This is a genomic window from Streptomyces sp. NPDC059875, assembly GCF_042731085.1.
In the GTDB taxonomy this organism is placed as follows: domain Bacteria; phylum Actinomycetota; class Actinomycetes; order Streptomycetales; family Streptomycetaceae; genus Streptomyces.
The window spans coordinates 1-21,014 of sequence record NZ_JBHWJZ010000010.1 but is presented as its reverse complement, the minus strand read 5'-3'; the positions used below and the strand labels follow the sequence as shown (position 1 = coordinate 21,014).

At 71.3% G+C, this 21,014-nt stretch carries 22 protein-coding genes; 11 read left to right on the top strand and 11 right to left on the bottom strand.

Translation table 11 applies throughout. The features are described 5' to 3' along the window. Positions 1-8: 8 nt before the first annotated feature. Positions 9-1,610 carry an amidohydrolase family protein gene (locus tag ACFV9D_RS14840; RefSeq protein ID WP_385145369.1) on the top strand — a complete coding sequence of 534 codons (1,602 nt, stop codon included), beginning with the start codon at positions 9-11 and terminating at the stop codon, positions 1,608-1,610. A gap of 87 nt (positions 1,611-1,697) precedes the next feature. On the opposite strand, the gene mptB is transcribed toward ACFV9D_RS14840, so the two are convergent. Both mptB and ACFV9D_RS14830 read right to left on the bottom strand, forming a co-directional pair. After that, a complete protein-coding gene (gene mptB / locus ACFV9D_RS14835) occupies positions 1,698-3,155 on the bottom strand; it encodes a polyprenol phosphomannose-dependent alpha 1,6 mannosyltransferase MptB (RefSeq protein WP_385145368.1) in 1,458 nt (485 codons plus the stop codon). Between the two features lie 11 nt (positions 3,156-3,166). Beyond that, entirely contained in the window at positions 3,167-3,652 is a 486-nt protein-coding gene (locus tag ACFV9D_RS14830; protein WP_385145366.1) for a hypothetical protein, read from the bottom strand. A 137-nt stretch (positions 3,653-3,789) separates the two neighbouring features. Between ACFV9D_RS14830 and ACFV9D_RS14825 the strand changes: the two genes are divergently transcribed. The 6 genes from ACFV9D_RS14825 to ACFV9D_RS14800 all read left to right on the top strand — a co-directional run bounded on the left by ACFV9D_RS14825 (position 3,790) and on the right by ACFV9D_RS14800 (position 10,082). After that, entirely contained in the window at positions 3,790-5,001 is a 1,212-nt protein-coding gene (locus ACFV9D_RS14825; protein ID WP_385145364.1) for a pyridoxal phosphate-dependent aminotransferase, read from the top strand. An 82-nt stretch (positions 5,002-5,083) separates the two neighbouring features. Continuing rightward, positions 5,084-5,476 carry a hypothetical protein gene (locus ACFV9D_RS14820; protein WP_385145362.1) on the top strand — a complete coding sequence of 131 codons (393 nt, stop codon included), beginning with the start codon at positions 5,084-5,086 and terminating at the stop codon, positions 5,474-5,476. Between the two features lie 140 nt (positions 5,477-5,616). Continuing rightward, positions 5,617-6,735, top strand: coding sequence for a hypothetical protein (locus tag ACFV9D_RS14815; protein WP_385145360.1), 1,119 nt, complete (start codon positions 5,617-5,619; stop codon positions 6,733-6,735). Further along, entirely contained in the window at positions 6,732-7,901 is a 1,170-nt protein-coding gene (locus ACFV9D_RS14810; protein WP_385145358.1) for a toxic anion resistance protein, read from the top strand. Before ACFV9D_RS14815 ends, ACFV9D_RS14810 begins: the two co-directional genes overlap by 4 nt. After that, positions 7,898-9,475 (top strand): substrate-binding domain-containing protein, encoded by a 1,578-nt coding sequence (locus ACFV9D_RS14805; protein ID WP_385145356.1) that lies wholly within the window; start codon positions 7,898-7,900, stop codon positions 9,473-9,475. Before ACFV9D_RS14810 ends, ACFV9D_RS14805 begins: the two co-directional genes overlap by 4 nt. After that, on the top strand, positions 9,462-10,082 hold the full coding sequence (locus tag ACFV9D_RS14800; RefSeq protein ID WP_385145354.1) for a hypothetical protein: 621 nt from the start codon (positions 9,462-9,464) through the stop codon (positions 10,080-10,082). The genes ACFV9D_RS14805 and ACFV9D_RS14800 overlap by 14 nt, the downstream gene beginning before the upstream one ends. Positions 10,083-10,184: 102 nt before the next feature. Here the strand turns inward: ACFV9D_RS14800 and ACFV9D_RS14795 are convergent, their stop codons facing one another. Then, positions 10,185-12,011, bottom strand: a complete 1,827-nt coding sequence (locus ACFV9D_RS14795; protein ID WP_385145352.1) for a phosphoenolpyruvate carboxykinase (GTP) — start codon at positions 12,009-12,011, stop codon at positions 10,185-10,187. A gap of 195 nt (positions 12,012-12,206) precedes the next feature. Between ACFV9D_RS14795 and ACFV9D_RS14790 the strand changes: the two genes are divergently transcribed. Together ACFV9D_RS14790 and ACFV9D_RS14785 are read left to right on the top strand one after the other, a co-directional pair. Next, complete coding sequence (locus ACFV9D_RS14790; RefSeq protein ID WP_385145350.1) at positions 12,207-12,899, top strand: hemolysin III family protein; 693 nt, start codon at positions 12,207-12,209, stop codon at positions 12,897-12,899. Between the two features lie 8 nt (positions 12,900-12,907). Continuing rightward, on the top strand, positions 12,908-13,531 hold the full coding sequence (locus ACFV9D_RS14785) for a TetR/AcrR family transcriptional regulator (RefSeq protein ID WP_385145684.1): 624 nt from the start codon (positions 12,908-12,910) through the stop codon (positions 13,529-13,531). Here the strand turns inward: ACFV9D_RS14785 and ACFV9D_RS14780 are convergent. From ACFV9D_RS14780 to ACFV9D_RS14770, 3 genes are read right to left on the bottom strand one after another with little or no spacing between them, the layout of a single operon-like run. Further along, on the bottom strand, positions 13,497-14,507 hold the full coding sequence (locus tag ACFV9D_RS14780; RefSeq protein ID WP_385145348.1) for a glycoside hydrolase family 26 protein: 1,011 nt from the start codon (positions 14,505-14,507) through the stop codon (positions 13,497-13,499). The genes ACFV9D_RS14785 and ACFV9D_RS14780 overlap by 35 nt on opposite strands. Position 14,508: 1 nt before the next feature. Continuing rightward, positions 14,509-15,153, bottom strand: a complete 645-nt coding sequence (locus ACFV9D_RS14775; RefSeq protein WP_385145346.1) for a vitamin K epoxide reductase family protein — start codon at positions 15,151-15,153, stop codon at positions 14,509-14,511. Positions 15,154-15,172: 19 nt separating this feature from the next. Continuing rightward, the gene (locus tag ACFV9D_RS14770) at positions 15,173-15,676 is read right to left on the bottom strand and encodes a DUF5949 family protein (RefSeq protein ID WP_385145344.1); all 504 of its coding nucleotides are present in this window, start codon (positions 15,674-15,676) and stop codon (positions 15,173-15,175) included. A 149-nt stretch (positions 15,677-15,825) separates the two neighbouring features. On the opposite strand from ACFV9D_RS14770, the gene ACFV9D_RS14765 reads away from it, so the two are divergent. Together ACFV9D_RS14765 and ACFV9D_RS14760 are read left to right on the top strand one after the other, a co-directional pair. Next, entirely contained in the window at positions 15,826-16,218 is a 393-nt protein-coding gene (locus ACFV9D_RS14765) for a tyrosinase family oxidase copper chaperone (protein WP_385145342.1), read from the top strand. After that, positions 16,202-17,068 (top strand): tyrosinase family protein, encoded by an 867-nt coding sequence (locus ACFV9D_RS14760; RefSeq protein WP_385145340.1) that lies wholly within the window; start codon positions 16,202-16,204, stop codon positions 17,066-17,068. The genes ACFV9D_RS14765 and ACFV9D_RS14760 overlap by 17 nt, the downstream gene beginning before the upstream one ends. 77 nt (positions 17,069-17,145) lie before the next feature. On the opposite strand, the gene ACFV9D_RS14755 is transcribed toward ACFV9D_RS14760, so the two are convergent. The 5 genes from ACFV9D_RS14755 to ACFV9D_RS14735 all read right to left on the bottom strand — a co-directional run bounded on the left by ACFV9D_RS14755 (position 17,146) and on the right by ACFV9D_RS14735 (position 20,792). Continuing rightward, positions 17,146-17,415, bottom strand: a complete 270-nt coding sequence (locus ACFV9D_RS14755; protein WP_385145338.1) for a chaplin — start codon at positions 17,413-17,415, stop codon at positions 17,146-17,148. A gap of 290 nt (positions 17,416-17,705) precedes the next feature. Then, positions 17,706-18,182, bottom strand: a complete 477-nt coding sequence (locus tag ACFV9D_RS14750; protein WP_385145336.1) for a hypothetical protein — start codon at positions 18,180-18,182, stop codon at positions 17,706-17,708. Between the two features lie 201 nt (positions 18,183-18,383). Further along, a complete protein-coding gene (locus ACFV9D_RS14745) occupies positions 18,384-19,349 on the bottom strand; it encodes a hypothetical protein (RefSeq protein ID WP_385145334.1) in 966 nt (321 codons plus the stop codon). A 429-nt stretch (positions 19,350-19,778) separates the two neighbouring features. Next, a complete protein-coding gene (locus tag ACFV9D_RS14740) occupies positions 19,779-20,045 on the bottom strand; it encodes a hypothetical protein (protein WP_385145332.1) in 267 nt (88 codons plus the stop codon). A gap of 246 nt (positions 20,046-20,291) precedes the next feature. Beyond that, complete coding sequence (locus tag ACFV9D_RS14735) at positions 20,292-20,792, bottom strand: hypothetical protein (protein ID WP_385145330.1); 501 nt, start codon at positions 20,790-20,792, stop codon at positions 20,292-20,294. Between the last annotated feature and the right edge of the window lie 222 nt (positions 20,793-21,014).

Below are 21,014 nucleotides of genomic sequence, written 5' to 3'. Positions count from 1 at the left end.
AGCCCGCCATGGACCTGGTCATCCGCGACGTGGACGTCATCGACGGCTCGGGCGGGGAGTCGTACCGCGCCGACGTGGCCCTCGAAGGCGGTCGGATCGCCGCCATCGTCAAGGAGGCCGCGGCGGCGGGCTGTCAGCGTCCCACCGCCCGGCGCGTCCTGGACGCCGAGGGTCTCGCCCTGTCCCCCGGCTTCATCGACATGCACGCCCACAGCGACCTCGCGCTGCTCCGGGACCCGGAGCACACCGCGAAGGCCGCGCAAGGGGTGACCCTCGAGGTCCTGGGCCAGGACGGCCTGTCGTACGCGCCGGTCGACGACCGAACGCTCGCGGAGGTCCGCCGGGCGATCACCGGGTGGAACGGCGACGGTTCCGACATCGACTTCGACTGGCGCACGGTCGGCGAGTACCTGGACCGCCTCGACCGCGGGATCGCGGTGAACGCGGCGTATCTGATCCCCCAGGGAACGGTCCGGATGTACGCGGTCGGCTGGGACGACCGCCCCGCCACCGAGGCGGAGCTGAACCGCATGCGGCGGCTCGTGGCCGAGGGCATGGAGCAGGGCGCGGTCGGCATGTCCTCCGGGCTGACCTACACCCCCGGGATGTACGCCCCCGACACCGAGCTCGCCGAGCTCTGCAAGGTCGTGGCGCGGTACGGCGGCTACTACTGCCCGCACCACCGCTCGTACGGCGCCGGTGCGCTCCAGGCGTACGAGGAGATGGTCGCCCTCACCCGGGACGCGGGCTGCGCGCTCCATCTGGCGCACGCGACGATGAACTTCGGCGTGAACAAAGGCAAGGCGCCCGACCTCCTGGCCCTCCTCGACGAGGCGCTGGAGCGGGGCTCCGACATCTCCCTCGACACGTACCCGTACACCCCCGGCTGTACGACGCTGGTGGCCATGCTGCCGAGCTGGGCGAGCGAGGGCGGCCCGGAGGCGGTCCTTGCGCGGCTCCAGGACGCCGAGACGTCGGAACGGATCCGCCACCACCTGGAGGAGATCGGCTCGGACGGCTGCCACGGGGTGCCGATCGAGTGGGACACGATCGAGATCTCGGGGGTGAGCGACCCCGGCCTCGCGTCCTGCGTCGGCAAGACAATCGCGCAGTCCGCCGCGATGCGCGGCGAGGCGCCGTGGGTCACGGCCCGGCGCCTGCTGATCGACGACCGGCTGGGCTCGACGATCCTCCAGCACGTCGGCCACGAGGAGAACGTCCGGACGATCATGCGCCACCGGGTCCACACCGGCGGCTCGGACGGCATCCTCCAGGGCTTCAAGCCGCACCCGCGGGCGTACGGGACGTTCCCGCAGTACCTGGGGAAGTACGTACGCGAGGAGGGCGTCCTCTCCCTGGAGGAGTGCGTGGCCCACCTGACCTCCCGCCCGGCGGCCCGCCTCCGCCTCCCGGACCGCGGCCTGGTCCGCGAGGGCTACGTCGCGGACCTGGTCCTCTTCGACCCGACGACGGTGGCGGCGGGCTCGACGTACGACTCCCCGAGAACACTCCCGACGGGCATCCCCCACGTCCTGATCGACGGCAAGTTCGTGATGGAGGACGGCAAGAGGACGGACGTCCTGGCGGGCAGGTCCATCCGGTCGAGCTAGCTCCGTTGTGGGCATTCGTTCCGCTGGGGCGGTGGGGGTCCCCCCGGACGAAGTCTGGGGGAGGGTGGGCACAACGGGACGGCGCCCTTACGGGCGCGTCCGCTCCATGTGCCCGCCCACCACGGGGCCCCGCACGGGCTGAGGGCCCGTCCCCCACGGCTCCCGCCGCACCCACACGAGCCCCAGCGCCAGCACAACCCCCGCCACCACGAACCCGTACCACGGCGTATGCCCCGACGGCGCCGTCTCGTACACGAGCGCCGCCGACAGCACCCCCAGCACCTGCCCCACCCGCGTGTCCCACGCGACCGCCGCCACGACCACCGTCCCCCACAGCAGGTACCACGGCTGCACCATCGGCGAGAGCGCCACCAGGGCCACCAGCGAGAGCCCCAACCCGAGCACGGGCTTGATCCGCCCCCTCCAGGCCCGCCACGCGAGCACCAGGATGATCACCACGGCGGCGAGAAGCCCGAGCTTCTGCACCACGCCCTTCACCGGCTCGGGACCGTCCCCGACCAGCAGCCCCAGCCCCAGCCCCACGTCACTCGTCACGGACAGCGCCGTGTGGATCGTCCCGGCCACGCTCTGCGTCCGCAGCCACCCGAAGCCGGTTCCTGCGGCCACCGTCGCAGCGGCGGCAACGGCCCCCGCGACCGCCCCCGGCAGCACGAGCCCCTTCACGGCACCCCACAGGCCACCCACGCCACGACCCCCGTGGGCGCGCGCCACCATCACCCCGATGAAGAGCAACGCCACGGCCGCCGGCGACTTGATCATCATCGCGAGCCCGACCAGGATCGACCCGAGCACCCACCGCCCCCGAGTGGCGAGCAGCAACCCGCTCAGCATGAGCCCGATCATCAGTCCGTCGTTGTGCATCCCGCCCACGACGTGGATCAGCAGCAGCGGGTTCAGCGCGGCCAGCCACAAGGCCCCGCTCCCGCGCCCCAGCCCTCGGACCGCCCACACGATCAACGCGAGCGCGCCCAGCGCGATCAGCCGCATCCCGAGAACCGCGGGGACGATCTCCCCACCGGTCAGCTTCACCACGGCCTGCGCGAGCACCAGGAACACCGGCCCGTACGGGGCGGGCGTGTCCGTCCAGTGCCCGCCGACGCTCGCCGCCGCGTCCGCCCCGAGGTCGCCGGGCGCGAGGACCGACGGCCCCGCCCCGTACACGTCGTAGCCCTCCAGGACCATGGCGCCCTGCGCGATGTAGCTGTACACGTCGGCGCTGTACAGCGGCGGCGCGAGCACCAGCGGCGCGGTCCACCACCCCAGCGTGACCAGCAGCGCCCGCTCCCGCGCCTCCTCCACGCCGCGCGCGAGCAGCCGCCCGTACCGCCACCAGGCCGCCACGAGCAGGGTCAGTCCCAGGTACGCCAGTACGGCACCGGCCACCGTCAGCGCCGACCCCCTGGGCGCCCACAGGCCCCACGGCTCGCGTACCGGCAGTGTCCCGGCGGTGTACCCGCCCACGGCGACGGCGAGCGACCCGGCCGCACCCGCCCACCGGCATCCGGAGGCACTGAAAACCCACATGAGGGGTCAACCTACCTGGGGCGCTTCGTCGCTCCCGGGGCCGAGCCCGACTTTCCGGGCTTCTCCGACTTCTCGCCGGCGCCCGCCTCGGCGCCGTCGGCCGCGACGGTGGGCGAGGCGGTCGCGGTCGCGGTCCCCGACGGGGTCGCGCTCGGGCCGGCCGACGCCGTCGTGGCGCCCGTGCCCGCCGGGGCGCTCTGCCGCGGTGCCCCGGTCGCCTCTCCCTCGTCACCGGGCTCCGCCGTGCCCGAGGGGTCGGCCTGGATCAGCGAGGGCAGCCCCGGGTGCCCGTCGCCACCCGCGGGGCCCCCGCCGGTCTCCCCGGCGCGGAAGGCCCCGGCGACGACCGCGACCAGCAGCCCGAGCCCGACGACACCGCCGCCGGCGATCGCCCACCGCGCGCCCGCACGTCGCCGCGGCGGCGCATGCCGACGGCGACGCCCGGTGGCCCCCGTGGCCTGTGAGGCGCCTGCGGCGCGGTGGTCGTCATTGCTCATGGCGGCGAATTCTAGGGAGCGGGGTACCGGCAGAGCGAGTCAGGTCACATTCCGGACGAACGCCCGAGCTTCCCCGTTCCGCCCGACGTGTCCCAAAACACGAGGCGCCCCGCTCCGGCCCGCCGTAAGCTCACGACATGCAGGTGATCCAGTCCACGAAGCTCGCCAACGTCTGTTACGAAATCCGGGGCCCGGTGCTCGAAGAGGCGATGCGGCTGGAGGCTGCGGGTCATCGCATCCTCAAGCTCAACACCGGCAACCCGGCCGCCTTCGGCTTCGAGTGCCCGCCGGCGATCCTCGAGGACGTCCTGCGCAACCTCGCCGACGCGCACGGCTACGGAGACGCGAAGGGCCTGCTCTCCGCCCGCCGCGCGGTGATGAGCCACTACGAGACCAAGGGCATTCCGCTCTCCGTCGAGGACATCTACCTCGGCAACGGCGTCTCCGAGCTGATCCAGATGTCGATGCAGGCGCTGCTCGACGACGGCGACGAGGTGCTCGTCCCCGCCCCGGACTACCCGCTGTGGACCGCCTCGGTCTCCCTCGCGGGCGGTACGGCCGTGCACTACCGCTGCGACGAGCAGGCGGACTGGATGCCGGACCTCGCCGACATCGAGCGGAAGATCACCGACCGCACCAAGGCGATCGTGATCATCAACCCGAACAATCCCACGGGCGCCGTCTACGACGACGAGATGCTCCGCTCCCTCACCGAGATTGCCCGCCGCCACAACCTGGTCGTCTGCTCCGACGAGATCTACGACAAGATCCTCTACGACGGCACGACGCACACCCCCACGGCCGCCATCGCCCCGGACCTCCTCGTCCTCACCTTCAACGGGATGAGCAAGAACTACCGGGTGGCGGGCTTCCGCTCCGGCTGGCTCGCCGTCTGCGGCCCCAAGGCCCACGCCACCTCGTACATCGAGGGGCTGACGATCCTCGCCAACATGCGACTGTGCGCCAACATGCCCGCGCAGCACGCGGTGGCCGCCGCCCTCCAGGGCCGGCAGTCGATCGAGGACCTGGTGCTGCCGGGCGGCCGGCTGCTCGAGCAGCGGGACACGGCGTACGAGCTGCTCACGCAGATCCCGGGTGTGACCTGTGTGAAGCCGAAGGGCGCCCTGTACCTCTTCCCGCGCCTCGACCCGAACGTCTACAAGATCAAGGACGACCGGCAGATGGTCCTCGACCTGCTGCGGGCCGAGAAGATCATGGTGGTGCACGGCACCGGGTTCAACTGGCACGAGCCGGACCACTTCCGGATCGTCACGCTCCCCAACGCCAAGGACCTCGCGGACGCGGTGACCCGGATCGGGCACTTCCTGGACGGCTACAGCCAGCCATAGCCCCTCACTCTCCGGACGTAGCTCAACTTTAGATTGAATCTAAGCTAGGATGGCTCCAGAGCTACTGCAGGAGGCCGTCCCCATGTACGAACCGATCCGCACCAAGTCGGTCCACCGGATGGCCGACGACGACCAGAACGCGTACCCTCACCGCTCCCGCGAGGAAGAGCTGGACATCCAGCTCGCCGGACACCTCGCCGCCCTGCTCGCCGTCACGGACGAGCTGGGCGACGCGGCGGCCGGTGAACTCATCGCCCGGCAGGTGGCACGGCTGCGCGGCGCGCCGCCGGCCCGTCACGCGGGACTGAGCGGCGCGCCGGCGGAGGCTCTGCACCGGCGCGCGCACGCCCTCGCGGGCCGTGCCCTGGTCGTCGCCGCCTCCCGGGCCGACACGGCCGCCGCGATCCTCGCCGCCGAGCGCATGGACGCGCACACCGCGGCACTGACCTCCCACGAGCTGGTCAGCGCCCCCTGACGGCCCCGGTCCGCGCGCCACACAGCCGCGCGGACCGGGCGCCACCCACAACTCCCGCCCACCACACCCCAGTCCACCGCACTCCGGTTCTGTACCGGGATCGTCACTTCACCTCCCGTCCACCCAACTCCCCCTGGAATGTGGGCTTCCGCGAGCAATCTGCACGCGTGAGACGGATTCTGGGAATCGTCCTGGCCGCCCTGCTCCTCGGCGGCGTGGCCGTCGCCCTCGTGGCGGGGGGCGACAAGGACAAGGGCACGGCAACGAAGACCGTGCGAGGAGTGATCGGATCGGAGAAGGCGGAGTTCTTCGCCGATCCCAAGGTGGTGAAGGCCCTTGCCGACAAGGGCTTCACCGTGAAGGCGGAGACCTCCGGGTCCTGGGACATGGAGCAACTGCCGCTCGACGGCTATGACTTCGCGTTCCCGTCGTCCAAGGCACCGGCCGACGAGCTGCGGGCCCGCACGAAGGCCAAGAGCACTCCGCTCCGGCCCTTCTACTCGCCCCTGGTCGTCGTCGCGCACAGCGCCGCCGCCAAGGTGCTGGCCGACAACGACCTGGTCACCCTCGGCTCCGGGGGCCGGACCGGCACGCTGCGCATGGGCCCGTATCTGGAGGCCGCGAAGGCCGACCGGACCTGGCAGCAGCTCAAAGGGGCCGCCGGACACCCGGAGTTGAGCGGGACGCTCTTCATCACCTCGACCGACCCGGTCGCCTCCAACTCCGGCGCGCTCTACCTCGCCGCGGCGAGCTACGTCGCCGACGGCGGCAAGGTCGCCGGCGACAAGGCGGCCGTGGACCGCACGGCGCCGCTGCTGCGCAAGCTGATCCAGGTGCAGGGGGCACAGCAGTCCGGTTCGGACGCCCCGTTCCGCGACTTCATCAGCGGCGTCGGCAATCCGCTGGTGCTCGTGTACGAGTCCCAGGTCGCCTCCCCGCTCCTGGCGAAGCAGGACCTGGGCGACCTGGTGGTGCTGTACCCGGACACCACGGTGATCAGCGACCACACCGTCGTCCCACTCAGCGAGAACGGCCGGGCGCTCGGCGAACTCCTCACCTCCGACAAGGAGTTGCGCGAGCTCGCGGTGGGCCACGGCTTCCGCCCGCAGGGCGCCGCCGCCGAGTTCACGGCCGCGACCGCGGCCCTCAAGGACCGCCTCAACCAGACCATGACCGGAGTCCGCCAGGCGCCCGTGCCCACCAGCGAGGTGCTGCACGAGATGGCGCGGCGGGCCCGAACCCAGGGGGACCCCGCATGACCACGCCCGACGCACCGTTGATCCTCACCCCGCCGGAGCCGGTCGCCCCGGTCCGTACCGAACAGGCCTCCGGCCTCGTCCCGCTCGAGGAGTCCGTCCGCACGGAGATGACCCGACGCGCGGTCGAGTACGTGGGTTCGCTCGCCGGACTCGACACCCGTTCGCCCGAGTTCGCGGGCCGTATCGGGGAGATCGCCGCCCTCGGGGCCGGCGAGATGCGCAGCGCCGCGGCGCAGTCGAACCGCATGCTGGACCGTACGGTCCGCTCGCTGGCCGACGGCGGCGGCGACGCGCAATCGCGGGTCGGCTCCTCGCTGGTGGAGCTGCGCCGCACGGTCGAGGACCTCGACCCGCGCGACACCCCCGGCAGGGGGGCGCGGCGCCTCCTGTCCAAGCTGCCGGGTGGCAACAAGCTGCGCGACCACGTCGCCAAGTACGCCTCCTCCCAAGGCACCCTGAACCGGATCGTCGGATCCCTGCGCGGCGGCCAGGACGAACTGCGCCGCGACAACGCGGCGCTGCAGACCGAGCGGGCCCGGCTCTGGGAGACCATGGGCAAGCTCCAGGAGTACGCGGTGCTCACCGAGGCCCTCGACGCGGCCGTCGAGGAGCGCATCGCGCTGACCGCGGACCCGGCGGCGGCGGACGCGCTCCGCTCCGACGTCCTCTTCCCCGTCCGCCAGAAGCACCAGGACCTGCTGACCCAACTCGCCGTCTGCGCCCAGGGATACCTGGCGATGGACGTGGTCCGCCGCAACAACGACGAGCTGATCAAGGGCGTCGACCGGGCGGCGACGACGACGGTCTCGGCGCTGCGGATCGCGGTGATGCTCTCCTCCGCGCTGGAGAACCAGCGCAAGGTGACCGAGCAGGTCAACGTCCTGCGCTCGACGACGGAGGACCTGATCCGCGGCAACGCGGAGATGCTGGCGACCCAGAGCGGTGAGATCCAGCGGATCGCGGCGGACCCGGCGGTCGGCGCGGAGACGCTGCGCACGGCGTTCCAGCAGATCTACCGGACGCTCGACGCGATCGACACGTACAAGGTCCAGGCGACCGAGTCGATGGCGGCGACGGTCGAGTCGCTGACGTCCGAACTCCAGACCGCGAGCGCCTACCTGGAGCGCACCCGCCGCACGGGCGCGCTGGAAGGGGGCGTGGGATGAGACGACTCGGAGTCCGCGCCGGGCTCGCGCTCGCGCTCGCCGCGCTGGTGACCGTCACCGCCGCCTGCACCACCGAAGACGGGGGCGGCGGCACCGGCGGCGACCAGCAGGCCCACGCGCCCCGCACGCTCCGCGTCCTCGCCTCCTCCGAGCTCTCCGACATGGAGCCCGTCCTCGAGGAAGCGCGGAAGGCGACCGGGGTCACCGTCGAGCCCACCTACGCCGGCACGCTCGACGCCGTCGAGCAGATCGCGTCCGGCGCGGCGGAGCAGTCGTACGACGCGGTCTGGCTCTCCTCCAACGACTACCTGCGGCTGCGCCCCGACACCGCGAAGAAGATCACCGGCGAGACGCCGATCATGACCTCCCCGGTCGCCCTCGGCCTCCGTCCGGGCGCCGTGGCCGCCCTGGGCTGGGACCCCGCGAAGGTCACCTGGTCGCAGATCCACCAGGCCGTCGCCGAGAAGAAGCTCGGCTACGGCATGACCGACCCGGCCCGTTCCAACTCGGGCTTCTCCGCCCTGGTCTCCATCGCCTCCGGCCTCTCCGGCGCCCAGTCCGCCCTCACCGAGAAGGACGTCGCCGCGGCCACGCCGAAGCTCAAGGAGTTCTTCGGTGGCCAGAAGCTGACCTCCGGCTCCTCCGGCTGGCTGGCCACCGCGTGGTCCCGCCGCACCGACGTCGACGCACTGATCAACTACGAGTCCGTACTGCTGAACACGGGCGAGAAGCTCACCGTCATCCGCCCCGCCGACGGCGTCGTCACCGCCGACTACCCCTTCACGCTCCTCACCTCCGCGAGCCCGGAGGCCAAGCAGGCGGCCGCGAGCCTCACCGCCCATCTGCGTACGCCGACGACCCAGCGGATGATCACCAACCGGACCCTGCGCCGCCCGGTCGTCCCCGGCGTGGAGCTCGCGAAGCCCCTCACCGCCGACCAGCGCCGCGAACTCCCCTTCCCCGGCAGCCGGTCCGTCGCCGACGGCCTTCTCGACGCGTACGAGAACAAGCTCCGCCGCCCCTCCCGCACCGTCTACGTCCTCGACACCTCCGGCTCCATGGGCGGCGAGCGGCTCACCCGGCTCAGGTCGGCACTCGCCCAGCTGACCGGGGACTTCCGGGACCGCGAGACGGTCACGCTGATGCCCTTCGGCTCCGCGGTGAAGCGGGACGAGGTCCGTACGTACACGGTCGACCCGGCCGCCCCGCAGAAGGCCGCCGACGCCATGCGCGCCCAGGCCAACGGGCTCTCCGCCTCGGGCGGCACGGCGATCTACTCCAGTCTCGAGGAGGCGTACGAGAAGCTCGGCAGCGCCCCCGTCGGCGATGTGTTCACGTCGATCGTGCTGATGACGGACGGCGAGAACACCGACGGCGACCCGGCACCCGCGTTCGACGCCTTCTACCGGGACCTGCCGCCCGCCCAGCAGCGGACGCCGGTCTTCCCGATCCTCTTCGGGGACTCCGACCGCGCCGAACTCGACCACATCGCGTCCCTGACCGGCGGCCGGCTCTTCGACGCCAACAAGGGCTCGCTGGACGGAGCCTTCGAGGAGATCCGTGGCTACCAGTAACCCGGGCAACAAGGCGCTGCGCTACCTGGAGTCCCGCAAGAACCTCACCGGCAGCGCCTGCGGCGTCGCGGGTCTCGCCCTGACGTTCACCGGCGCCGCCGGCTCCCTCTGGCCCGTGGTCGTCGCGGGCCTGTACGGCGCGGGCGCGCTGATCGCCCCGCCCGAGCGGCCGCCCGCGCCGGAGTTCCCGGACGCCGCGGAGCAACTGGATGCCTTGCGGGCGGACTTCACGACCCTGCGGTCCTATCTCGCGGAGGTCGAACTGCCGCCCGCCGCGGCCGGACACCTCACCGAACTGGACTCCCTGATCGAGGCGCTCCTCGCACCGGGCTGGGTCAGCGACCCGGAGCACCTGCACGTCCTGGCCCGCGCGGTGCGCCAGGACGTCCCGGAGGCGGTGGACACCTTCGTACGGACCCGCTGGTGGACCCGTGTCACGCCGGGTTCCGAGCCCCCCGAGCGCCACCTCGAACGCCAACTGACTGCGCTCCACGCCGAGATGGCCCAGATCGCCGCCGCCCTCCAGGACGCGGAGGCGATTCGGCAGCACACCCACACCGCCTACCTGGAGGGGCGTACAGAAAAGCACCGGCCCCCGAAAGCGTGAGGGGCTTTCGGGGGACCGGTGTGCATCGCGGCGAGCCGTTCGTGACCCCACTGGTCAGGGCGGTGTTCGGGGCGACTCGCCACGAGTCTCGAGGTGCGGGGCTCAGCCCAGGCGCTCGACCAGCGCGCGGTACTCGTCCCACAGTTCCTTCGGCGTGTGGTCACCGAAGGTGTTCAGGTGCTCGGGGACCAGGGCGGCCTCCTCGCGCCAGACGTCGCGGTCGACCTTGAGCAGGAACTCCAGGTCCTCCGCGGGCAGCTCCAGGCCCTCGGTGTCGAGCGAGTCGACGGTCGGCAGGATGCCGATCGGGGTCTCGACGCCCTCGGCCTTGCCCTCCAGGCGCTCCACGATCCACTTCAGGACGCGGCTGTTCTCGCCGAAGCCGGGCCAGACGAACTTGCCGGCCTCGTTCTTGCGGAACCAGTTCACGTAGTAGATCTTCGGGAGCTTGGCGGCGTCCGCGTTCGCACCCACCTTGATCCAGTGGGCCATGTAGTCGCCCATGTTGTAGCCGCAGAACGGCAGCATGGCGAAGGGGTCGCGGCGCAGCTCGCCGACCTTGCCCTCGGCGGCGGCGGTCTTCTCGGAGGCGACGTTCGCGCCGAGGAAGACACCGTGCTGCCAGTCGAAGGACTCGGTGACCAGCGGGACGGCGGAGGCGCGGCGGCCACCGAAGAGGATCGCCGAGATCGGCACGCCCTTCGGGTCCTCCCACTCCGGCGCGATGATCGGGCACTGCCCGGCCGGGACGGTGAAGCGGGCGTTCGGGTGGGCGGCCGGGGTCTCGGACTCCGGCGTCCAGTCGTTGCCCTTCCAGTCGGTGAGGTGCTTGGGCAGCTCCTCGGTCATGCCCTCCCACCACACGTCGCCGTCGTCGGTGAGCGCGACGTTGGTGAAGACGGAGTTGCCCCACATCGTCTTCATGGCGTTGGCGTTGGTGTGCTCGCCGGTGCCGGGCGCGACGCCGAAGAAGCCGGCCTCGGGGTTGATCGCGTAGAGGCGGCCGTCCTCGCCGAAGCGCATCCAGGCGATGTCGTCGCCGATGGTCTCGACCGTCCAGCCGGAGATCGTGGGCTCCAGCATGGCGAGGTTGGTCTTGCCACAGGCGGACGGGAAGGCGGCGGCGACGTACTTGGACTCGCCCTGCGGCGGGGTGAGCTTGAGGATCAGCATGTGCTCGGCGAGCCAGCCCTCGTCACGCGCCATGACGGACGCGATGCGCAGCGCGTAGCACTTCTTGCCGAGCAGGGCGTTGCCGCCGTAGCCGGAGCCGTACGACCAGATCTCGCGGGACTCGGGGAAGTGCGAGATGTACTTGGTGGTGTTGCAGGGCCACGGCACGTCCTCCTGGCCCTCGTCCAGGGGTGCGCCCAGCGTGTGGACGGCCTTCACGAAGAAGCCGTCGGTGCCCAGCTCGTCGAGGACGGCCTGGCCCATGCGGGTCATGGTGCGCATGGAGACGGCGACGTACGCGGAGTCGGTGATCTCGACGCCGATGGCGGAGAGCGGCGAGCCGACCGGGCCCATGCAGAAGGGCACGACGTACATGGTGCGGCCACGCATCGAGCCCCGGAAGATGCCCTCCTCACCGGCGAAGACGGCCTTCATCTCCGCGGGAGCCTTCCAGTGGTTGGTCGGGCCCGCGTCCTCCTCCTTCTCGGAGCAGATGAAGGTCCGGTCCTCGACGCGTGCGACGTCGGACGGGTCGGAGGCGGCGTAGTACGAGTTCGGTCGCTTGATCGGGTCAAGCTTCTTGAACGTGCCCTTGGCGACGAGCTCCTCGCAGAGGCGCTCGTACTCGGCCTCGGATCCGTCGCACCAGACGATCCGGTCCGGCTGCGTGATCTCGGCGATCTCGTTCACCCAGGCGACCAGTTCCTGGTGCTGAGTGGGGACGGCGGTGGTGGGAGCCGCGTTGTCGCGCGCCACGATTGCTCCTTGATGAGGGGTTTTTAGATGTCTGCCCCGTGGGGGCTGCGACCCGGATGCGTCGTAGCTGCTCATCCGGTGCCGACCGCACTCATTTGATCATCCGACGCATGTGCCCATATGTCCAGAGGGCCGCCCACGTGAGCATCGCCACTCCTTTCCGGGACCTACGGGGGCGTAGGTAGCATTCGGCTCATGACTTCAGCCGTGCCGGACGTGACCCGGATAGAGCCCACCTCGTCCCACCCGCACCCGCTGAAGCCCAGACTCAGGGGCTGGCTGCACGCAGGGATGTTCCCGGCGGTCATCGTCGCGGGCCTCACCCTCGTCGCCCTCTCGGACTCGCCCCGGGCCCGGATCGCCTGCGGGATCTACGTCCTCACCGCCTGCCTGCTCTTCGGCATCAGCGCGCTGTACCACCGCGGCAACTGGGGACCGCGCGGCGAGGCCGTCCTGCGACGGCTCGACCACGCCAATATCTTCCTGATCATCGCGGGCACCTATACCCCGCTCACGCTGCTGCTCCTCCCCGATTCCACCGGCCGGCCCCTCATGTGGGCGGTCTGGGCCGCCGCCACGGCCGGCATCGCCTTCCGGGTCTTCTGGGTCGGCGCCCCCCGCTGGCTGTACACGCCCTGCTACATCGCGATGGGCTGGGCCGCCGTCTTCTTCCTGCCCGACTTCATGCGGACCGGCGGCATCGCCGTCCTCGTCCTCGTCATCGTCGGCGGACTGCTCTACAGCGCGGGCGGGGTCATCTACGGCATGAAGCGGCCGAACCCGTCCCCCCGCTGGTTCGGATTCCACGAGGTCTTCCACTCGCTCACCCTGGCGGCCTTCATCGTCCACTACGTCGGCATCTCGCTGGTGGCCTACCAACACGCGTGAGCCCCACAATGACGGCCATGGCCGCTGAATCCTCCCCTCCGCTCAGCCTGCGCGAGCGCAAGAAACTCAAGACCCGCGCCGCGATCCGGAAGGCCACCTACCGGCTCGTCGCCGAGCAGGGGTACGAAGCGGCCACCGTCGACCGGATCGCGGCGGCGGCCGACGTCTCCCCCTCCACCGTCGTGCGCTACTTCCCCGTCAAGGAGGACATCCTCCTCACCGACGAGAGCGACGCCCTCCTCGACGCCCGGCTGCGGGCCCGCCCCGTCGACGAGGAGCCGCTGGAGTCCCTGCGCGCCGTCGTCCTCGACGCGGTGGCGACCGCGCTCGCCGACGAACCGGAGGAGACCCGGCTGCGCGCCCGCGTCATGGTCGAGATCCCTGCCGTACGCGCCCGGCTCACCGAGACCGCCGCCGAGACAGCCCAGCTGCTCGCCCGCGCCCTCGCCGAGCGCACCGGCCGGGACGCCGACGACCTGGAGGTACGGGTCTTCACGGCAGCGGTCCTCGGCGCCCTGCGCGAGGCGACCGTCTACTGGGCCGAGCGCGGACAGACCGACGACCTGGTGCCGCTCCTCGACCGGACCGTCGACACGCTCAAGGGCGGCCTGTCGCTCCGAGCGCTCCCCTGACCACCCGGCCCGACTCCGGATTGGCCGCGCACCCCCAGACCCCGTGCGGGCAGTAGTCCGTGAACGTCTGGTACACCGGCCGGTGCCGCGCAAACCAGTCGAGCATCCCCCGTACGTACACCGGATTGTCGCCGTTCCGGAAGAGACCCCACTCCGGGTACGAGACGGGCTTGCCGTGCTCCGCCGCGAACCGCACATGGTGCGCGAGCCCGAAGTCCTCCGCGACCTGGTCCTCGAAGGAGATCCCCTCGGGCTGGTCGTAGGCGTCGAGCCCGACGATGTCGACGTACGCGTCACCCGGGTAGCAGCGCGGCCACTCGACCGCGTCCCGCCCCCGGCTCGCGGTGAAGTCGAAGCGGAACCGCTGCCCGGGCACCTCGCGCAGCACACTCACGACCCGCCGCCAGTACGCCTTCCAGCTCTCCGGGTCCGGACCGCAGCGATGGCTGTACGTGGTGCCGTTCATCTCCCAGCCGAGGACCAGCACGGCGTCGGAGAGCCGGTTCTCGACGAGCCGTTCCCCCAGGGTGCGGAAGTGACGGTCGTACGCCCCCGCCGCCCCGCGTCGCAGTCCGGCCCTGACCTCGCCGTCCGGCAGCCCGGCCTCGTTCCGGTCGAGCAGCGGCACGTTCAGGACGAAGAGCCGCCCCGGCCGCTCCTCCTTCCATCGCGCCCACGGCTCGAAGAGCGCGGGATGGCCCTCGATGTTGGACCAGCGGTCGCCGGGGAGGTAGGTGTGCCCGACGGTCAGCGACGCGCCGCCGAGCCAGCGCTGCACCTCGGCGATCCGCCGCACCCCGGCCTCGTCGGAGCCCGTGAAGAATCCGGACGGCACCCTCACCGGCGCCGGGTCGGGCGCGGCCGGCTCCGCACGGTGCCGGGAGCCCGGCGCGATCCGGTCGTAGGGCAGGACGAGCGCGAGAACGGCCGCGAGCAGCACGGTCAGTGCGGCCCGCGGCCAGGAGGGGAGGGTCACGTCAACTGGTCCAGAAGTCCCACCAGCGGGTCAGGATCAGCATCCCGATGATCCCGATGTGCAGGACGGGCAGCGCGAAGGTGAAGTCCTCGAAGAACCCCTTCACCGCGGCGGGCGCCGGCAGCACGCCCGCCCGGACGTTGTGCGAGGTCACGTACCAGAACATGACGATGGTGGCGACCCAGGCGAGGCAGCACCAGAGGCAGAGCGCGTTGATCTCGTACAGCGACTGGTACATCAGCCAGGTGCAGAACCCGACGCCGAACAGCGTGCCCGCGTTCAGACCGAGCCAGAACCAGCCGCGGTAGTGGGCACCCGCGAGGAGCCCGGCCCCGATGGCGACGACCATCCCGTACGTCACGAGACCGAGCATCGGGTTCGGGAAGCCGAACACCGCCGCCTGCTCGCTCTTCATGATGTTGCCGCAGGACACGACCGGGTTGAGGCTGCAGCCCGGCTGGAAGCTCGGGTCCTCGAGGAGCTTGAACTTGTCGATCGTGATGACCCAGGCGGCCAGCACCCCGGCCGCCCCGGTGATCATCAGCAGCCAGGCGAGGGCACGGCTCGCGCCGATCCCCCCGGCGCCCTCCCGGGACTCCTCCTGCCGCTGCCCCGGCACCCCGCTCCGTACGTTGACCGTCGCCATGACGCCGCCCCCTCTCCGCTCAGCCCTGCAGCCGCCGGACGGGCAGCAGGACGTGCGCCGCGGCACCCACGACCTTGTCGTCCGTCACGAAGGTCTTCAGCCGCGCCTCGGTGACCGCCTCTCCGGGCACGGCGTCCGGCCAGGGGCGCACGGAGCAGATGAGGTAGACGTGCCCGTTCTCCTGGGCGGCCGCCTCCCACTCCGCCGGGACCGGGATCTGCACCTTCATGAACGGCAGGGTGAGCACGGCCCGCTGGGCCTCGACCAGCAGATGGGCACCGGTCGCCCGCTCCACCGAGGCGTCGACCACCCGGTCCCCGAGCGGCAGGCCCATGCCTTCGAGGGCGGCCCGCATCGCCTCTTCGCCGGCCTCGGGGCCGTCACGGCCGTCCCCGAGCGAATACACCATCAGAAAGGGGGTGACGGGGGTGTCGGCGGTGGGCCCGATGGTCCACGGAACGACGGTGAGCGTCCCCAGCGGGGATTCGCTGCGCGCCGAGGAAACGACATTGGAAGAGGTCATGAATCCGGATGCTAGTGGTCGAACAGCCGCCACCCGGACCCGAATTCACTCGATCGGCCGACATTCATCCCGCTGGCATTTCGCTCGCAACGAAGTCGGGATTCCATCGTTGTGCCCATAGGGCACTTGCCGAAATCAGGAGATCACTCATGATCGTCCCGCGCCGCGTCGCACTGCGGTCACTGTTCACCCTGACCGTCGCCGCGTTCACCGGCGGCGCGCTGGCCCGTATCGCCGCGGCGCCGCGCCGACCCCCCGTCGCCTCCGGCGACCTCTTCGACGAGATGTACGGGGGCCGTCGCATCCAGGCCCGCCTCACCTCCGCGGGGGTGCCGGAGGTCCTCGTCGACGGCAGGCCGCTGCATCTGATGCGCTGCGCCGACGGCGGCTACCTCACCCCCATCGACCACTACCAGTCCCATCCGACGCCGCTGGCGGCCACCCGCGCAGCCGTGGACGAGCTGGGGTCCGCCCCGCTGACCCGCTTCGCCGCAGCCCACGGCGTCCACCCGGGAGGGAGCCCGCGTGGCGTACACACGTAAGAACCAGCGCGATCTGACGAGCGCCGAGCGGAGGAAGTTCGTCGCCGCGGTCCTGGAGCTCAAGCGCAGGGGAACGTACGACGACTTCGTCCGTACGCACATCGACTACTACGTCGCCGACGGGGACGACCGTCTCCGCGTCGCCCATATGACACCCAGCTTCCTGCCCTGGCACCGCAAGTTCCTGCTGGAGTTCGAACGGGAGCTGCGCCGGATCGACCCGACCGTCACCGTGCCGTACTGGGACTGGACCCGGGACAACACCCCGGCGGCCTCGCTGTGGAACGACGACTTCATGGGCGGCAACGGGCGGTCGAGCGATCTTCAGGTGATGACCGGCCCCTTCGCCTACGCGGGCGGGCACTGGACCGTGCAGCACGCCATGACCGAGGACCGCTTCCTGACCAGGGATTTCGGCCGTCCCCGGGACCCGATCACGCTGCCGACGAAGGCACAGCTCGACGAGGTGATGCGGGAGACGGTGTACGACGTGGCGCCCTGGAACTCCACGAGCGAGTCGGGGTTCCGCAACCGCCTGGAGGGCTGGTCCCCGGGCCGGGGCAACGACCGCTTCCGTATCCACAACCGGGTGCACCGCTGGGTCGGCGGTCTGATGCTCGGCGGGGCCTCCGTCAACGATCCGGTCTTCTGGCTCCACCACTCCTTCGTCGATCTGCTCTGGTCGCGCTGGCAGCAGCGCAACCCGCGGGCCGGCTATCTGCCCGTGCGGCCGCCGGAGCTGGGCGAGTCGCAGTACCGCCGGATCGCGGCCCGCGACGAGAAGATGGGCCCGTGGGGCGTCACCCCGGCCGAGATGCTCGACCACAGCGGGATCTACCGCTACGCGTAGGGGTGCGCGAGCGCGTACGGGTCGGAACGGAAGCGGCCCCCCGGCTGGTGCCGGGGGGCCGCTCGGTGCCGAGGTGATCAGCCGCCGTAGCCACCGTCGTCGTGACCGTCGACGTTCGCGCACTGGTTGCCGAACGCCGGGTTGATCAGACCGATGACGGTCACGGTGTTGCCGCAGAGGTTGATCGGAACGTGGACCGGCACCTGCACGACGTTGCCCGAAGCGACACCGGGCGAGTGGGCGGCAACGGCCTCGGCGCCCGAGTCGGCGACGGCCATGCCGGCTCCGCTGAGGGCAACGGCACCCGTGCCGGCGAGAACAGCGGCAGCCTTCGCGATGCGAGACATCAAGAACTCCTTGGACGTGGAAAGGCGACCGCGACAATCACGGCCGACAATCCCGTTCAACGCCGAAATGGCGCACGGGTCACGGCCTTTAGTCCGTACGGGCCGAAAATGACGTGGGGAAGGCCCGCAGACCGGTGGCCGCCCGCCGTCGGATACGACGGAGCGAACCCGTGGTCTGCGGGCCACGGCCATGCGACAAGCCTTCTGTTGTAACGAGCAACGACCCCTCGGGTGGCGGGGAAGAATCGTGTCTTCACCCGCCGGGCCATTGGTCGTACAAAAGACCGCCGTCAGGCCGTCGGCTGCGCCAGACCCAGCTGGGAGTCCAGCGCCCCGCTCACCGCGGGGGTGAGGACACCGACCTCCGGCACGGCGAGGTCCGGCAGTCCGAGCCGGTCGCCGCGCGGCGCCACGACGGGGTTGCCGACCGTGGCACCGGGGGTGGTCGCCTTCACGGGCGCGCTGGGCGTGGCGAACAGGGCCTTGCCCGGCTCGCTGCCCTCGATGACCTCGGGCAGCGGGGCCGCGACGAGGGTCTCCGGGATCGTGCTGGAGACCGGCACACGCGGGAGGGTGACGTCCGGCAGGAGACCGGACTGCCCCTCCTGGAAGCCGGTGGGTCCCCCCGGCACGGGCAGCGGGACCCCGGTGGCCACCGAAGGGGCGTCCATCGGGATCACCGGCTCCAGGCCCTGGAGCGGAACGACCACCGGTGCCTCGGCGGCGGCCGCGGGGGCGGCCATGGCCGCGGAGGCGAGTGCGGTCATGAGGATTCCCATGCCGGCTTGAGATCGCAGATTCATGACTGCGTACGCCCTTCAGAGCAGGTGACGACGGTGCTGTGGTGCTGCGTTGTGAGAACGATCCCGCCGGAAGGAACGTCGCGAAATTCGCCTGTGTGCAGCAACGCCGAAGGCCCTCACCGGTGACGGCGAGGGCCTTCGTTGACGCTTCGTCAGCGCGGCGCGTCAGTGGCGACGTCCGGAGCGTCCGGCGCGTGCGGCGCGCCGATACACGACGGTTCCGCCGAGCAGCAGGGCCGCGCTCGCGGCGGCGGCGCCCAGCAGCGCACCATCACCGGCGCCGGTGTCGGGGAGTTCGGGCTTGCCCGGAGGCGTCGTGGTGTGCGGCGGGTGCGTCGTCGGAGGCGCCGTCGTGTGCGGCGGCGTGGTGGTCGGAGGCGCCGTGGTGGTCGGAGGCTTCGTGGTGTGCGGCGGCGTGGTCGGCGGCTTCGTCGTGGGCGGCGCCGTCGTGTGCGGCGGCTTCGTCGGAGGCGCCGTCGTGTGCGGCGGTGTGGTCGGCGGCTTCGTCGTAGGGGGTGCCGTGGTGTGCGGCGGCGTCGTCGGAGGCTTCGTCGTGGGCGGCGCCGTGGTGTGCGGCGGGTGCGTCGTCGGAGGCGCCGTGGTGTGCGGCGGGTGCGTCGTCGGAGGCGCCGTGGTGTGCGGCGGGTGCGTCGTCGGCGGTGCCGTCGTGTGCGGCGGGTGCGTCGTCGGAGGCGCCGTCGTGTGCGGCGGGTGCGTCGGAGGCGCCGTCGTGTGCGGCGGGTACGTGTGCGGCGGCTTCGTGGGGTGGTCCGGGTGGTCCGGGTGGTCGGGGTTCCCCGGGTGGTCCGGGTGGTCCGGGTTCCCGTGGTGGTCCCCGGGCGGCTTGGGGTTGCCGTCGTCCGGGGTGTCGTCCGCCCCGTAGCCGCCGGGCTCGTCGTCGGCCGGCCCGCAGGCGTCGCGGGCCGCCTCGGCGGCGATGCCGTGGAGCTTCACGGAGTCGCCGCACAGGTCCGCGTGCTGGGGGATCTGAAGGTGGTGGCCGGCGCCGGGCTCGGGTGAATCACCCGTACCGCCTGGGGGGTTCGACGCCAGGGCGAAGCCTCCGGTCAGGGTCAGGATGCCCGTCGCGGCCGCGGCGGTGAACAGCTTCCGGCTGATGATGGATCGCATACCGCTCTTCCTCTGAAGAAAGGGAGAGACCGGCGGGGATCCCCCCTCGCTCCGACCGGCCTGTCCGCGCACTCAGTGCGTCAGTCGCTGACGGACTGGTTACGGAACGTAAGGCTCAGGAACGCCGGGCAGATGCGTCGCGGGCTGCGGCGCGAGGTCGAGCGCTGCCGTCCTCGGTCTCTCCATGAGCCAACCTTCCGTGGGTGGTTGGCGAGAGCGTAAGGAGCGGCACACTGCGGGGAGCCGGGACCACACGGTGGCCGAAGAGAAAATCATTCAATCGGCCGATCACCGTGGGTGGCGGCCCGTGCCGGCGGGAGCGTCCGCCTACCGGCGGAGCGAGGGGGGCGATCCAGGAGGGTCGAGACCGCGTACCGCGGTCGTCCGCGCGAGGGAAGTGCGCGGAGGATCAGTACTGCTGAGTGTTCGTCAGCCGCCGACCGGGAGGCCACCGAGCAGCGGGGCACTCTGGGTCGTCTTGTTCAGCTGGTTCGCGGTGTCCCCCACGGTCTTGACGACAGAGCCGTCCGTGGTGCTGCTGAGCGCGTCCGTCTTCAGGCCCTCGCTGGTGAGCGCCCCGAGACCACCGTTCAGGCTGGTGGGGGTTGCCATCGACTCGGCGGCCATGGCGGGCGCGGCGGCACCCAGGGCCATCACAGAACCGGCGACGACCGCGGCAACCTTGGTGGGCTTCATGAAATGAGTCCTTCCTCTATTGCGTCGTTTCGCAAGCAAGTCGCTTGCTGTGCAGGGCTGTTGAGCAATTTCTGCACGTCGTTCTGCCTTCTGTAACGAGAGGCGCGCTCCCCGGAAACTCCGGGAGGAAGGATTTCTCGACACTGCACCCGAATGAAGGGGTGCGGTCGTATTTGCCGATCGGATGCACGAACGCCGTGCCTGCCCGGCATCCGGGCAGGCACGGCGTGGATCGCGACTCCGTCGCTAGCGGACGGGCGGCGGAGGCGGTTCGGGCACCGTGACGGGGAGCGTCACGGGCAGCTCGTCCAGCTCCGGCAGCTCCACGTCCTCGGGGGCGACGGCCTCCGGGTCGACCGGGGTCTCGATGGGCAGCCCGGGCAGGGTGACCGGCAGTGTCGGCAGAACCCCCAGGTCGGGGACGGACAGACCGACGGTGCCGAGGACCAGGTCGACCAGGGAGGTCACCGTGGAGGTGACCTGCGGTACGAGCCCGGTCACGCCACCGGTGACCGAGGCGAGCAGGGCGGCGACCGCGTCGTTCACGGCGGCGAGGGCGTCGTCGACGACGTCGGCGGGCGCGGCGGCCTTGGTGCCCGCCTCGGTATCGGGGAGCGGGGCCTTCGCTGCGACGGCAGCCGGGGAGGACGGGTGGTGTTCGTCGGCGACGGCGGGTCCCACCGCACCGAGGGTGATGGCGGCGGATATCGCCAGGGCAGTGAGGCAGCTCGATCCCAGGGGACGCATATGTGTTCCTTTTCCTTATGCGTCGGACAACATCTCCGCCACCGTGCCTGCGCAGATAGCGCTCCGCAACGGGAGAACTACTGAGCGCCATGCCTCCGTTCGAGTGAATCCGCCGCTCTGACCTGGTCCTCCGAGGGGCGTACGCCGTTGCACCGAGCGGCGCACGAGGGTGCGTCCGAACGAGCGGAAGGCCGGCGCGCCGCACCCTGGAAGGGGCGGCGG